This is a genomic window from Sphingopyxis sp. BE235, from assembly GCF_031457175.1.
Lineage (GTDB): Bacteria > Pseudomonadota > Alphaproteobacteria > Sphingomonadales > Sphingomonadaceae > Sphingopyxis.
Genome location: NZ_JAVDWC010000007.1, coordinates 54,402 through 68,424 on the forward strand (window position 1 = coordinate 54,402; position 14,023 = coordinate 68,424).

The following is a 14,023-nucleotide window of genomic DNA, read 5'->3' on the forward strand; positions in this document are numbered from 1 at the left end:
GAGGATGGGCGGGGGCATCAGAACTTGCTCCCGGCGGTCGGCTTGATCTCGAGCGTGACGCCTTCCTGGATGACGACGACGACGTCCTTGGCGGCGCCCACTTCGACGATAGGTCCCGCCTGCCGCGCGAGATCGAGATAGAAGTCGGTGAGCTTGTCGGACGACTTCGAGAGGCCGCCGGCGATCCCCACCTTGGCGGCGTCGCCGACATCGAGCGTCCGCACCGAACCCAAGGCCGATGTCGACACGTCACCGACCGTGTTCTCGACCGTCTGGCTGATCCCGCTGATCGTGCCGGCGATGAAGGCGCGCGCGAGACTCGCGCCGGCGCGCGTTACCACCTTGCCCGACAGCCCCTTCTTGCCGTCGGTGTCGACGAAGAAACCCTTGATCGGCTGGTCGACCACCGAGCGTTCGTCGAAATCGACGCAGGACAGCGACACGAGCTGGACCTCGACCCGCTCCTTGGCGAGGCTGCCCGTTGCATTGCCGATGACGAAGCAGCCCGAGAGATTGGCCTTGACGTCATTCGGCAGCACGGCGGGCGCCTGGACGCGCGCAATCAGCGGTTCGGGGTTCGAGGTAGCATCGCGGCTCGCGAGCGCGTCGATCCCGGTCAGCAGCCGCGCTTTCATGAAACCAGGCGGCAAATAGATCGTCCGGGTCTTTTTTTTAGCGCCAGACTGTGCATTCTTGCCGTCGGCTGCGGCGCTTGTCCCGAGAGCGGTCACCGCGGTGCCGATCCCGCCGACGGCCTTTTCAACCGGGGGCGCAGGAGGAGCAGGGGGCGCCGCCGGTGGTGAAGGAGGTGGCGGGATCTCGCCTGTCGCGATTTCGGCATCGCCGGGCGCGGGTGGATAATCTGGTATCGCGCCCGGCAGAGCCGGGGGAAGCCCGGGGTCGCCGTCGGGAGGTGCGCCTGGCTTGCTGCCGGGCACGACCTTGCCCTCCTCGATCGCGGTGACGCGGTCGCCGAGCAAGGTCTGGCCATCGAGGATCTTCTTCAGGTCGCCTCGCAGCTTGGTCTCGAGGCTGTCGCCGCGCAGACCGGCGCCCATGTCGAGCTTGGTCGCCGCTGGCGCCTCGGGCGCCTTCTCATCTCCGCCTGTACTCGCCGTGTAGAGACCGGTTCCGAGCATCGCGACGACGCCCGCGACACCCAACTGCTTGGCGCGCAGCTTCTGTTTCGAACTCAGCGTCGCCCAGCGGTCCTTGAATGCGAGAAGAGCGGGGCCGCGAGTGGCCTCGGGCGGAAGCGGTTTGCCGACCTCGCCGAGATCGAGCGGCTCTTGTTCGGGCGTGTCGTTCATTCGCCGTCTTCCCGGCGGATCACGATCAGCCGCGCGTCTTCGCCCGCCTTGAGGCTCAGTCGGTCGAGCGTGACCGCGAAGATGTCGGTGCCGAGGGCGCGGTCTAAGAACTGCCGTTCCTCGAGAACGGCGTCGCTATCGCTGGCGAGACGATACTCGGAGACGGAAAGGCCGGAGCCTTCAATCGCGAGACGGCGCCGCTCGACCAGCTGCGCCGAAGGGATGGCGGCAATCGTGATCGTCCCCGACCGCGGCGCTATCTCGGTGAAGCTCGCCGGCACGCGGTCCTGAAGCATTGCCAGCGTGACCGACACCGCCCGCTCTTCTTCGACGAGCGGACCAAGCAGTTCCTCGTTCGCCCGCGCGAGCTGCGGCCGTCCGGGCGTAAGCGTGACCGTTTGCGCGGGAATCTCCGCGGGTTCGGCATAGAGCGGATAGATGGCGCCGTTGCAGTTGATGAAGAACTCCGAGGGCGTCGTCACATAGCTGCGCGTTACCATTCCCATGTCGTCGACCTCCTTGACGAGGAACTTGACCCATGCGTCGGAGCCCGCCCGCTCGACCGCGATCGCCTTTTCGGCCGAGAATTTCACATCCTCGATCTCGCCGCCGACGCAGACGATATGATTGACGTCGCGGTTTGAGAGGCGGATCGTGCTCATCTGGTCGGGAAGGACGGTGATGGCTTGCGCCGATGCGGGCGCGGGCAACAGCAGCGCGGCAACGGGCAGCGCCGCCGCGAGCCTAGCGAGGCTGGACATCGAATTTCTCCTCGGTGAGCGCGACGAGCCAGAAGCGGCCATTTTCGACGGCGTAGCGAATGCGAAGATCGCCGCGGAACTTGCGGATGACGCCGCCGATCACGCGAACCTTCTCGATTGGCACCAGGATGTCGCGGTCGGTCCACTGCACGGGCTGGTCGGGGCGGATGTAGGTCGCGATTGACAGCGTCGGATTGTTCGCGAGATCGTCCAATATGCTGTTCAGGCTGTCGCGCATGCTGTTGTACGCCGATGGGTGGACGATCGAGAGCAGTTCCTGGAACTGCCGGTCGGCCGAGTAGGCCGAATAGGTCCCGGCGAGCGCGACGATATTGCGCGTCATCGTGCGGATATAGGCGGCCGATGGCTTCGAGCCGGTCACATAGAGATCGCCGCCCGAACCGAACGGCACGACCACCGTGCGCTCTTTCTGGTCCGAGCTGTAAATCACCGCGCCAAGCACCGCGGTAATGCCGAACAGCCCGACGATCGCGAACTTGAGCAGCCGGTTCTCTTCGAAGAGGTTCGATGAGCCCTGAATGTAACGATGGATCCCGAAGCTGGCGGGTTTACCGAGCAGCGGGTCGACCGGCGCGCTTCGGGGTTTGCGATGACGCGAGAACATCTGCGGCCTCACTCGTAAAATCGGGTTTGGGTCGGACCCGGATAATGGCGAAAGTGAAGCATCCCCCAGCGCCATGCGAGATGGGCGAGGAAACCGCGCGGCTGCGCGCGCTTCCATGGCAGGAAAAGGAGAAGGGCCGCGATGAACGCCCAACCGACCAGTCCGCCGACGATGACGGCGACGAAGATGGTGGTGACCACCAACACGAACTCGTCCGATCCGAACCACAGGATCTGAACCGGCTTGTGCAGATATTGGGGCAAGCGTTCGTCCATCGACCCTTCTCCTCCTGCTACGGTCCTCACCAGCGAAGCAAATCGAAAGCGAGGACGAGGGTCCGGGAGCACTTCCTCCCGGTGACCGGAACGTGGGCGAGCGTGGAACCCGAATGCTTGCCCACGTTCCGATGCCGTCAGATCACCATGCCGAAGGTCTGAAGGATGCTGTCCGCCTTGATGAGGCAGACGGCAGCGACGATCGTCGGGATGCCGATCATGATATTGCTGAACAGTCGCGACACGCCGAACAGGAAGGCGGCGACACCCCCGACGAAGCCGAGCGGGCCTTTGACACCCTGGTTCACGACAATGTCGTAGATGTCGTAGCCGAGATCCCCCGCCACGGGCGCGGTAAAGGCGTGGACGCTTGCCGCGAGGAGCGACAGAAGCAGGACCGGTACGCCGACATCGGCGGCCGAAAGTACGGTTCTGGTAAGTTTTTTGACCATGGATGATTGCTTTCTTGGGCATTGGGCCGCCCTGAACTCTGCCTGCCGGCATCGATGGTGATCGTTGTCGGCCGACGGCGGTGCTGGACGGCCCGAAGGGGCGTCGCCGCCGGCATTCCGGTGCGTTGGGACCGAGAGCGATGATGCTCTCTGCGTCCGAGCAGCCGCCATGAAGAGATGGAATTCAGCGAGAAACACGGTTGGTCTTCGCCGAGGATAGGAATGCCTCGATCTCGGCCTGCTGAAATCCTGAGATGAGCTTGCCCCCCACGATCAAGGTCGGCGTCCCGCTGACGCCAGCGGCGCTGACCACTTTGGCGTGAGCTTCGACCTTTCCGCGGCCTTCAGCGCAGGTTCGCAGCGCTGTCGGGGCGGCACCCGAATAGATGGCTTTAAAGGCTACCGCCTTATCGACTGAGCACAGGATGTGCTCGGACTTTGCCGCGGCTTCCGGATGGATGCCGCTCACGAAGAATATGAGACGCCGGACCGGTTTTCCCTCGGCGGCCTTCGCTGCCCAATATCGATTAAGCGCGCGACAATAGGGGCAGTCGGGATCGGTAAATTCGATCACCGTCGGCGCATCCTTGGGGCCGATTTCAAGCGCCTGTGAGGAGTCTATCGATTTCAGACGGTTGGAGATGCCGGCTTCCTGCGCGAGGGCTGTCAGATTGACGCCGTTCTTGTCGAAGATCGACGCGAACAAGAGATGCTCGCTCTCGGGCGCATAATAGACGATCCGGCCGCCAGCACTCGCTTGATAGATCGCGCCTTTCACCGGCGCCGGTTCGAAATCATCGAACTGGAGATTTGTGAAGGTTTGCTTGAGTTGCTGCTCCGCCTCCGCTGCGGCTTTTGCCAGCAACACCTTCTCCGTCTTCTCTTGTGCACTAACGACCGGCGAGGCGAGAAGTGCGGCCGCCGCCAGTAAGACGGCAGGTTTCTTGAAGGGGCCGTTCGCCGATAATGACGATAACCGGAATCGAGGCGCAGCACGATCGTTCGCGGAATCGCATGACATGAGTCCTCCCTGGCGCGACGGCGCCCGTTCGATGTGGGTTGCGTGAACGTCCGATGAGGCAGCCAGTGATAAGTCAGCCGGTCGGAACGGAGGGATAGATGGACGCGCTGTGAGCCAGCGGCAATCGTGAGGGCAGGCGCGTTCCCCAAGGCGGCACGATTGTGCCGCAGCCGAGCATCGTGATTCCAACTTTCATATTGGAATCAATGAATTGAAGGGAATTGCGTCAGGCGCGACACAGACTGAAATCGTTGAAGATGAACGAAGCTAATAGACTGAAAGCATCTCTACTTGCTGTGTCGCTCAGCGATAGCCAGCCTCGCATGGAGCGCTAGCGCACCACATACTATTCGGACGGAAGCTCATGTCGGACACCAGGACATGCGAGAAGGGCGGCGTCGCTTCGCTGGATCAGCTCAAGGAGTTCTCTGGGCGGCGCATCGAAAGCGAGCGTCTTCGCCGTCGCTTGAGTCAGGAGCATCTTGCCCGCAGAGTTGGATTGAGCGTTCGTTGGCTACGAGAGATCGAGAGCGGTAACCCGGCCGTGGCGCTCGATGACCATTTACGTTGCGCAGCGGCGCTCCGTCTCGCGCCCGCGTTCGTCCTTCTTCCCTTGTTGGACCCTGACTACAGCCAAGCTTCGTCGATCGATCCAGCGCCATTCGAATGGGCCGACATCGAATATCTGATCTGGACTCATATCGGCAGACGAGCAGGATGGGCTGCACACCGCGGCGAATTTGAACGCGCCCAGGAACCTCTGCGCGCCGAGGTTCGAGTCCCTGCTGAAAATCAGTCAAGAACAGCACAATCTTTACCTGCTACTCAGGATAGGAGCTAAAATTGCTACTTCTGAAAATTTGTCAAGTGAACCAGGGACAAGGATTTGCGTACCCGAGTTGCATTGCGATCAGAACGACGAAGTTTGGGGCAAACCGACATCCCAGGATCGTCCAGAACTTGCCAAGATACTCGATGGCTTCTGAGCTGCTACCCGTTTCTGGACCGCCCTGCTGGCAGCCTTCCAGCGTGCTGACATCAGGGCGGGCCATGTGCCGCTGATGCCAACATGAGCGATATCGGTGATTTGTTCTCGATCGCGCTGTGCGGTCGTACCTCGTTGTAGTCCCTACGCCAAGCCTCGCATTTTCGCACCGCGTCATCCAGGCTCATGAACCAGTGGGCGTTAAGGCATTCCTTGCCGTTGAAGCTCTCGATGAACGCGTTGTCGGTGGGCTTGCCAGGCCGCGAGAAGTCGAGCGTCACGCCCTTCATGTAGGCCCACAGATCGAGCTCGCGGGAGATAAAATTCGCTGCCATTGTCAGCCCTGATCGAGGCGGGATAACCCACTTGCGCGCAGCCCCGTTCCAGCACCTCGAACACATCCGGTGTCCGGTGCAGGCGCGATTGCCGCTCGACGACGTGTTCATCGCGCTGAAGGACGTGATCCCACACCTGACACGCTCGTCGCTGCACCGTTGCCTGCAACGCCACGGGATCAGTCGGTTGCCCAAAGCCGATCGGGAGAAGCCGAAGAAGTTCAAGAAATATGAGATTGGCTACTTCCACGTCGATATCGCGGAACTGCGCTATGAAGGCGGAAGAGGCTTCCTCTATGTCGAAGTGGACCGCACCTCGAAGCTGGTGTTCGCCCGCATCTATCGCCGGGCGACCAAGCTTGCCGCGGCAGCCTTCCTGCGCGTGCTTATCAAGACGGTGCCATACAGGATCCGTAAGCGCTAATTTACCCCCACATTTTCGAATGTTCTGAGATCGTTATGTTGCGCGCCTTCTGTATCGGGAGCGTAACTAGCGATGGGCGATGTAACGACGTTCGAAAGTAGCTTCGAAAGCAACGGGAACGGTCGTGCTCGCCCGATGGAGGTGATCCCGGCGGGTCGCGAGCGTCGGCAGTGGACGCCGGAAGCGAAGGCCCGGATCATCGCCGAGAGTATGGCGCCGCGGGCGAACGTCGCGGATATCGCGCGCCGGAACGATATCCTGCCGCAGCAGCTCTACGCCTGGCGCCGGGAAGCGCGCGAACGGATGGAATCGGACGACGCGCCGGCCTTCGTTCCGGCGATGGTCGAGGAGCCGAAGGCGCAGGGCAGCGGCGCCGAGATCCGCATCAACATCAAGGGCATGACGATCCGCATTCCCGACGGCGTGACGGCCGACCATATCGAGCGGGTGCTGCTGGCTGTGCAGGTGTCGACATGATCATCCCGCCGGGACCGCTCAAGGTGCTGGCGGCGGTGAAGCCGGTCGACTTCCGCAAGGGAATGGTGGGCCTGGCGTCGCTCGTGCAGCACGAGCTGAACCGCGACCCCTTCTCCGGAATCATGTTCGTGTTCCGCTGCAAGCGCGCCGATCGGATCAAGCTGCTGCTATGGGACGGGACCGGCCTGGTGCTGGTGACGAAGCGGCTCGAGACGGGCACGTTCCGCTGGCCGCGCTTCGGCGACGGGGTGATGAGCCTTACCGCGGCGCAGGCTTCGGCGCTGATCGAAGGGCTCGACTGGGCGCGTGTTCATGCCCCGCGTGTGGCGCGTCCGGTCATGGCGTTATAGGCCGTGAAAATGACTCGTCTTGCCGCACAAAACGGGCAGAAAACCGCGAAATAATGTATCCATCCGCACCATGAGCGAGGGGGTGGAAGAGCTGCCCGACGACGTCGAGGCACTAAAGGCGATGATCATCGCCGAACGGCTCCGCTCCGCCCGGCTCCAGCACCTTCTTGATGTCCTCAATCGCATGCACTTCGGCAAGCGGTCGGAGAAGATCGACAGCGGCCAGCTCGCGCTGGCGCTCGAAGATCGCGACGTATCGATGGCCGAAGCTGAACTGCTGGTCGAACAGGGCGAGGAAGCCACCGGCATCGCGCCGCCGCGGCGCAAGCGTGCGGCGGACGAACCCGCGCCTCGCTGCCGGCGCATCTTCCGCGTCACGAGATCGAGATCGCGCCGGAGGCCGGCTGCTGCGCGGGCTGCGGCGGTGCGCTGCACCGGATCGGCGAGGATCGGTCCGAACGACTCGACATCATCCCCGCCCAATATCGCGTCATCGTGACGGTGCGGCCGAGGATGGTGTGCCGATCGTGCGGCGATAGCGTCGCGCAGGCGAAGGCTCCCGCGCATGTGGTGCCGGGCGGCCTGCCGAGGGAAGCGCTGCTCGCCGATATCCTCGTCAAGAAATACGCTGATCACCTTCCGCTCTACCGGCAGGCGCAGATGTTGGCGCGCCAGGGCGTGACGATCGATCGCGCGACGCTCGCGGGCTGGGTCGGCCGCGCGGCGGGCTATCTGAAGCCGATCGTCGACCGGCAGAAGGCGGAGCTTCTGAAGAGCGATCGCCTGTTCGTCGACGAGACCACCGCGAAGGTGCTGGCGCCGAGCAGCGGCAAGACGAAGACGGGCTACCTGTGGGCGATGGTCCGCGACGACCGCCCGCATGGCGGGGTCGATCCACCCGCGATCGTTTACAGCTACATGCCGGGCCGGGGCGGCATGTGGGCGGCGAAGCTCCTCGGCGAGTATCACGGCATCCTGCAGGTCGATGGCTATGAAGCCTATGGCTAGTTTGGCAAGGCGGGCCGTCCCGGCGGACCCTCGGTGCTGGCCTATTGCTGGGCGCATGTTCGCCGCGGCTTCTTCGACGCCGGCGGCAAGGGCGATGGCGCGCCGATCGCCACCGAAGCGCTGCACCGGATCGGGCTGCTCTACAACATCGAGCGCGAGATCCACGGTCGCACGCCCGAGGAGCGCCTTGCCGTCCGCTAGGCGCGGGCCAGCCCGATCGTCGACGAGCTGCATGACTGGCTCGACGCCAAGCGCCGGCGCATGTTCAGCGGCTCGCCGACCCTCAAGGCGATCAACTATGCACTGAGCCACTGGGCCGGGCTCGTCCGGTTCCTCGACGATGGCCGGATCGACATCGACAACAACCCGGTGGAGCGGTCGATGCGGCCGATCGCACTCCAACGGAAAAATGCGTTGTTCGCGGGCCACGAACTGGGCGCCGAGAACTGGGCGGCGATCGCGTCGCTGATCGAGACCTGCAAGCTGGGTGCGATCAACCCCGCCGCCTACCTGGCCGACGTCCTTGCCCGCATCGTCACCCGCGGCGACGGCGAGCCCATCGATGACCTGCTACCTGGGAACTGGGTCGATACAAAGGCCGCCGAAATGACGTTCGAAACGAGTGCCACCGCCAACGCCGCCTGAGCAAAGCACGATCGAAATTAGATACAACGAAATTAGGCGCCAGCTTCTAATCGAAGCCCGCGCCCGTCCGCCCCGCGTGGGGGAAAATTATCGCTTACCAGGATCCACACCATCCTGACAGATAACGTCCTATGTTAGGAAGGCGTAGCGGAAAAAGGCCAGCAGATCTCGTTGCGCCGAGGGTGATCGGCGCTGGTGATTTTATGATCCAGATGGCTTCCATCGTCAAGGAAAGCACTCTCGGCCATAGCAAACACAGGATCCATCGATTGTCGAGGTCGTGGTCCTCACCGTCCTTAAGATGAGATGCGCATGCCAGATGGAAGGCCCAAACATTATCTACAGGGTCGCGCCAAGAGATCTTGGCACGCCCTCACGGCACAGCAGAGAGGGGTCCTTCCATCTGGTGTCCGCCCGTTCAACGAACGGACGGTACTCGGTTCCCGTCTTGATGACGGCGTGCACGACGCGGGCCATCTTGGCGGTGAGAGCGGTCATCGCCTTGCGGCGTCGATCAGGATCGTCGGCATGCCCGGCAACATAGCGCCCGAGCTTGTCGCGGAAGCTGTTGTTGGGCTGCCGGATCGCAACCTGGGTCGCCATCCAGAAGGTGCGTCGCAATCGGGCGCTGCCGTACTTCGACAGCTTGGTTCGTCCGCGGAACAGGCCTGACTGTCGGGTGGCGAGATCGAGGCCGCAGAACTTTAGAAACTGGCGATGGTGGCCGAAACGGCGCAGGTCGCCGGCTTCCGCCAGGATCGTCAGGGCATTGATCGGGCCGATCCCCGGGATCATGCGCAGGAGTTGATAGTCGCGGTTCGCGGCCAGCGCATCATGGGCGATCCGCTCGATCTCGTTGCGCTGCCGAATAAGGGTGCGTGCCTGAGCGATGACCATGCGGAACATTTTGACGGCGGTGGAATCTTCGTCGATCGGCAGCGCCATCGACGCGCAGGCCGTCTCGTAAATGTCGTTGACCACCCGGGCCTTGGAAACCTTGCGACCGATCAGCGGCCAGACCTGTTCGGTGAAATCCTCGCGCCCGATCGAGGCGATGCTGCCCGGAGTCGGAAAGCGCTCGATCATTGCCAGGAACCAATCTGATCGGCTGTTCCCCGCGAAGCGCTCGATCTCCGGAAAATACAGCGGCAGATAATGCGTCAGAATCCGGTACCATGTCTGGGTCTTCGCCTTGGAAATGGCTTCGTGTGTCTTCGACATCTCCTGCAGATCGTTGATGCCCGCGGCCAGCGGATCGACATAGCGCTGGGTCGCGCCGATCCGCAGCATATGCAGGATCTCCTGCGCGTCCTTGGAATCATTCTTGTCCCAGCCATTGTGCAGGGCTTCTCGGGTCCGGGCCAAAGCAACCGAGGAAATCAGGCGCAGCTCGAAGCCGGCGGTCAGTAATCGATGCGCCAGCGTGCGGTGATAGTTGCCGGTCGCTTCGAATCCGACGATGACGGGCCGGCCGATTGCGGTCAGCTCGTCCGCGAGCCGGTCATAGTCCGCCTTCGTCGCCATCACGGTCATACGGCGACGGCGGCCGCCTTCCGGTCGCTCAAGGAGAATCTCCTGGCGGTGCTTCGCCATATCGATCGCTACCAGCACGGCATCGGGTGGAGTAGAATTACGCTTGGTCATGATCGGTCAGCCTCCAAAGGGTTGTGTCGACAACTTCTCTTTAGAGACCTGCTGGCCGATCATGGCTGCCTTGATGAAGCCGGCGGGCGCTACGCGCCCTTGTCTCCATCAAGGCATTGTGGCCCTTCGATAGGCCGCTTCCCAATGTGCTACGGCGTACAGTTCGTGCAGCGGGACCAAGGCGGCCCACTGGGATGGATCGGCCATATCTTCGGCCGTGTCTGCGAGCAGAACGGCATCGAGCATCGCCTCACCAAGCCCTATCACCCATGGACCAACGGCCAGGCCGAACGGATGGTGCGCACCATCAAGGAGGCCACCGTCAAATCCTTCCGTTACACGTCGATCAATGAACTGCGCCGCCATGTCCGCGACTGGCTCGTCGCTTACAACTTCGCCAAGCAGTTGAAGGCTCTGCGCTTCAAGACAACCTACGAGGCCATCGAAGAGCTCCGGAAATCCAAGCCAGATATCTTCAATATGAAACCACACCATCACATGCTGGGACTAAACACCTAACAGTCCACGCGGACCACTCGGTGGGGGCCGGTCAGATTCGAGGGGCAGGAGCCAATGTGCCTCCCATATCGCTCGCGCGAGACGCAAGTTTCCGCAGTGCGCACGCCGGACGTATCTCACACCAATTCCTCGCCCAAGACTGCAATTGGCGCATGAAATCGGCGTCGGAGGGCCTGCTACTGGCCCTCCGACGCCGCGATTTTCATGCGGTATAATTTTTCCCGATCGATTGGGACAGCTAAATCATTAGAATTTTGCGCCGATCGCGACACCATAACGCCGCGGATCAAGCGTGTAGATATTTGTAAAATTACCGGAAGATGCATCGGTGACATAAAGTCCGGTAACTGAGTTGCTATCGAAGATATTCTGAACGAACCCCCGGACAAACCAGCGCTCGTCGGCACCATTCAACTGCAAAACTGCATTAGCCTGTACGAAAGGTTGGATGCGATTAATCCTGCCGTTGAAGATATTGCCATATTGCTTTCCGGTCATGGAAATGTCGACGCGGGGGACGAGTGTCATACCATTCCCGACCTCTGCCGTGTACTGCACGCCCATCGAGACCTTGACATTCGGCGCTTGCGGCAATGTGTTGCCCTTGATGTTAACCTCGACGCCAGGACTCAATACCTGGATCCCGCTGTTCGCAGGGATAGCGCTCGCGAGGACACCGCAAATGCCGAACGCGCCGCTGGAGGCGATATTGCCGTCCGAAGGAAATTCCTGCGGTGCGCGAAGGCCGAGAGCCGCATTTACGCCCGCAACGAACGCATCAGCAACGCCAGGCGCAGGTCCCGTGACAGCGCAGTGCGCACCATTGCTGATGTCCTTGATAATCACGGCATCAGGATCCCCGCCGCCCGGATCACGCGGATTGGAGAAGAATTGATCGCCGGCGACCTTGGCATTGAGATAGCTGAAGGACAGATTGATAAGCCAGTTCGGGTCCGGCCTGATGACAGACTCCAGTTCGACACCCCAGATATTGGCGTCAACCGTGTCATTCACGGACGTTCTTGCCACGATGCGGCTGAGCTGCAGTCCACTATATTTGTAGTAAAATGCGGTGGCATTGAGTTGCAACGCGCCGTTTGCGAAGACGTTCTTGGAGCCGATCTCGAAGGCATCGATCGATTCAGAGCCGAAACTCTCGCTGACGGCGAAAATCGGAGAAAGCGGAGGATTGATCCCGCCGGATTTGTAACCCCTAGAATAAGATGCATAGAGTGAATTGTCCGGCGTAACCTCGAAGGCCAGAACTGCTCGTCCGGTAATTTCGTCGAAGCTTACTTCGCGAAACTGGGCGAGCTGTTGGCCCGGCGTCCCCGGGTCGGCATCGAAAAGCCCAGACGGCCCGGTGAGGGGCGTTATCGGGGTATCGAACGGATCTCCATCATTGGCATAAGGGTTCAGGAAACTGATCAGCGTCGTACGCGCCGTCACATCCTTCTTGTCATTGTTGTAACGCAGCCCCCCGGTCAACGTCAGCCGGTCGCTTAGATCGAAATAGACCTCGCCGAAAATGCCATAGCTCTCTAGATTCGATTCCAGCGAGTTGTTCCGATACATCGACGTCGCGAAATAGGATGGCGGAAGGCCGCCCGACAAGGAGCCGAATGAACCCAATACGGCACTGGCGTAATCGAGCGCAAACGAGTTCACATAATAGCTATTGTCGGTGGTTTTCGATTTCGCATAAATTCCGCCCAACAGGAAATTGAACGGCCCGTCGAAGTCACTCGTGAGGATGAGCTCTCCGCTCCACGATTCGCGTTGTTCCGAAGATCGATCGAAAGAAAGCGGCGTTTCGGAACACAGCGAGTTCCCTTCGAAAGCGCCTCTGCTTCCATCATCATTATCCGACGTGCACAGCACGCCCTGCGGACCGTCCGGGATTAGAGCGCCGGCAATCGGCGAAAAATAGGCCGAAGAGCCGGGAATGAAGGCTGGCGCCGGCGGAGCAAGACCTGTCGGTAATCCGTTAGCCGCAAAAAAGTCCAACGTATTGAGCGCCGGGGCGAAACCGGCACGGCTTTGAATTCCAAGAAAATAGTCCTGCCTGGAATCGACTTCAGTATCCTGATAAATGCCGGTGGCCGTCAGGGTCATCGCGCCGAATTTTTGCTCAAGGCGCGCCTGCACCTGTAGCTCTTCGGCAAAATAGAAAGGGGTATAGGCCGTGTTGACGACACGCACATCGCCAGGCTCCTGAAACCCGGAAAACCCATCAGGGCCATAAAGGCTGCCGAGGCCGAGCACGGCGGGAATGCCCTGAATGGCGAAGAACTCGGATGAACTGAGCGTCGCACCGACCGTTGAATTTGCGTTCGTGGTATCGAAATCACGTCGATTGTTCAGGCATCCGAGCACGCCCAATGGATCGCGTTGGCACGTTTGTTTCTGGTTTCTGAGGCGCGTGTCCTTTTCCCGGAAATAATAGCCCATGAGATCGATCGTCGTATCAGGACCGGGTTCGAAACGAAGGGAGCCTCGCAACGCATAGAGGTCCCGAGCGTCGATGTCCGATCCATCATAGAGATTCGTCGTATAACCGTCGCGGTTCACATATATGCCCGCCAGCCTCACGCCGATCATATCCCCGATCGGGACGTTGACCATGCCACGCGCTTCGATGCTGTTGAAATTGCCATACTCGAATTGCGCTTCAGCCTCGAAACGGGAGAGTTTGGGTTTCGCGGTCACAACATTCACGACCCCGGAGGTCGCATTCCGGCCGAACAGGGTGCCTTGAGGTCCGCGAAGGACTTCAATCCTTTCCAGATCGAAATATTCGGTCTCGAACAGGCGTGTTCCGAACAAGGGGGATCCATTGACATGGATTGCGGTCGCAGCATCGCAGGTGACGCCGACGCACAGGTCGCCAACGCCGCGAATAGTGAATGAAGCTGAGGTGAAATTGCCTTTCGAGAAAGATACATTGGGCAGCGTCAGCTGTAGATCCGAGGCATTTTCGATCTGCTGGCTTTCAAGCGCCTCAGCGCTGAATGCGCTGACAGCGATCGGTACGTCTTGCAAGCTTTGCGCCTGACGTTGCGCTGTCACGACGATGACATTGTCACCGCCATCTGGCTCTTCGGCTATGACTTCCTGAGCATTTGAGACCTGTGGCAACGCCATCACGACGGCGCTTGCCAACCAATAGGCTTTCTTATTCATCACCCTATC

General features: G+C 60.9%; 10 protein-coding genes and 5 pseudogenes. 6 read left to right on the forward strand and 9 right to left on the reverse strand.

The features are described from left to right. Window positions 1-17: 17 nt before the first annotated feature. The 6 genes from J2X38_RS21945 to J2X38_RS21970 all read right to left on the reverse strand — a co-directional run bounded on the left by J2X38_RS21945 (window position 18) and on the right by J2X38_RS21970 (window position 4,444). Window positions 18-1,310, reverse strand: coding sequence for a TraB/VirB10 family protein (locus J2X38_RS21945; protein ID WP_039575483.1), 1,293 nt, complete (start codon window positions 1,308-1,310; stop codon window positions 18-20). Continuing rightward, entirely contained in the window at window positions 1,307-2,071 is a 765-nt protein-coding gene (locus J2X38_RS21950; protein ID WP_039575481.1) for a type-F conjugative transfer system secretin TraK, read from the reverse strand. Before J2X38_RS21950 ends, J2X38_RS21945 begins: the two co-directional genes overlap by 4 nt. Further along, the gene (locus tag J2X38_RS21955; RefSeq protein ID WP_039575480.1) at window positions 2,055-2,696 is read right to left on the reverse strand and encodes a TraE/TraK family type IV conjugative transfer system protein; all 642 of its coding nucleotides are present in this window, start codon (window positions 2,694-2,696) and stop codon (window positions 2,055-2,057) included. Before J2X38_RS21955 ends, J2X38_RS21950 begins: the two co-directional genes overlap by 17 nt. A gap of 8 nt (window positions 2,697-2,704) precedes the next feature. Next, the gene (locus J2X38_RS21960; RefSeq protein ID WP_039575478.1) at window positions 2,705-2,971 is read right to left on the reverse strand and encodes a type IV conjugative transfer system protein TraL; all 267 of its coding nucleotides are present in this window, start codon (window positions 2,969-2,971) and stop codon (window positions 2,705-2,707) included. A 137-nt stretch (window positions 2,972-3,108) separates the two neighbouring features. Further along, complete coding sequence (locus tag J2X38_RS21965) at window positions 3,109-3,423, reverse strand: hypothetical protein (RefSeq protein ID WP_039575476.1); 315 nt, start codon at window positions 3,421-3,423, stop codon at window positions 3,109-3,111. Between the two features lie 184 nt (window positions 3,424-3,607). After that, window positions 3,608-4,444, reverse strand: coding sequence for a DsbC family protein (locus J2X38_RS21970; RefSeq protein WP_081997359.1), 837 nt, complete (start codon window positions 4,442-4,444; stop codon window positions 3,608-3,610). A gap of 364 nt (window positions 4,445-4,808) precedes the next feature. Between J2X38_RS21970 and J2X38_RS21975 the strand changes: the two genes are divergently transcribed. Beyond that, window positions 4,809-5,285 (forward strand): helix-turn-helix domain-containing protein, encoded by a 477-nt coding sequence (locus tag J2X38_RS21975; protein WP_081997358.1) that lies wholly within the window; start codon window positions 4,809-4,811, stop codon window positions 5,283-5,285. A 197-nt stretch (window positions 5,286-5,482) separates the two neighbouring features. Here J2X38_RS21975 and J2X38_RS21980 read toward each other — a convergent pair. Next, a pseudogene (locus J2X38_RS21980) lies at window positions 5,483-5,831 on the reverse strand (integrase core domain-containing protein); the annotation flags it as partial. A gap of 21 nt (window positions 5,832-5,852) precedes the next feature. Here J2X38_RS21980 and J2X38_RS21985 point away from each other — a divergent pair. From J2X38_RS21985 to tnpC, 4 genes and pseudogenes are all read left to right on the forward strand, one after another. Further along, window positions 5,853-6,176: pseudogene (locus J2X38_RS21985) on the forward strand (IS481 family transposase); the annotation flags it as partial. An 84-nt stretch (window positions 6,177-6,260) separates the two neighbouring features. Then, window positions 6,261-6,665: an IS66-like element accessory protein TnpA gene (gene tnpA, locus J2X38_RS21990; protein ID WP_081997356.1), complete on the forward strand. Its 405-nt coding sequence runs from the start codon at window positions 6,261-6,263 to the stop codon at window positions 6,663-6,665. Beyond that, a complete protein-coding gene (gene tnpB / locus J2X38_RS21995; protein ID WP_039575474.1) occupies window positions 6,662-7,015 on the forward strand; it encodes an IS66 family insertion sequence element accessory protein TnpB in 354 nt (117 codons plus the stop codon). Before tnpA ends, tnpB begins: the two co-directional genes overlap by 4 nt. A gap of 70 nt (window positions 7,016-7,085) precedes the next feature. Beyond that, window positions 7,086-8,668: pseudogene (tnpC, locus tag J2X38_RS22000) on the forward strand (IS66 family transposase). Window positions 8,669-9,003: 335 nt separating this feature from the next. On the opposite strand, the pseudogene J2X38_RS22005 reads toward tnpC, so the two are convergent. Next, window positions 9,004-10,312 (reverse strand): annotated as a pseudogene (locus J2X38_RS22005) (IS110 family transposase). Between the two features lie 153 nt (window positions 10,313-10,465). Between J2X38_RS22005 and J2X38_RS22010 the strand changes: the two are divergent. Further along, window positions 10,466-10,831, forward strand: a pseudogene (locus tag J2X38_RS22010) (integrase core domain-containing protein); the annotation flags it as partial. A gap of 246 nt (window positions 10,832-11,077) precedes the next feature. Here the strand turns inward: J2X38_RS22010 and J2X38_RS22015 are convergent. Then, window positions 11,078-14,014, reverse strand: coding sequence for a TonB-dependent receptor (locus J2X38_RS22015; RefSeq protein WP_039575467.1), 2,937 nt, complete (start codon window positions 14,012-14,014; stop codon window positions 11,078-11,080). Window positions 14,015-14,023 lie beyond the last annotated feature (9 nt).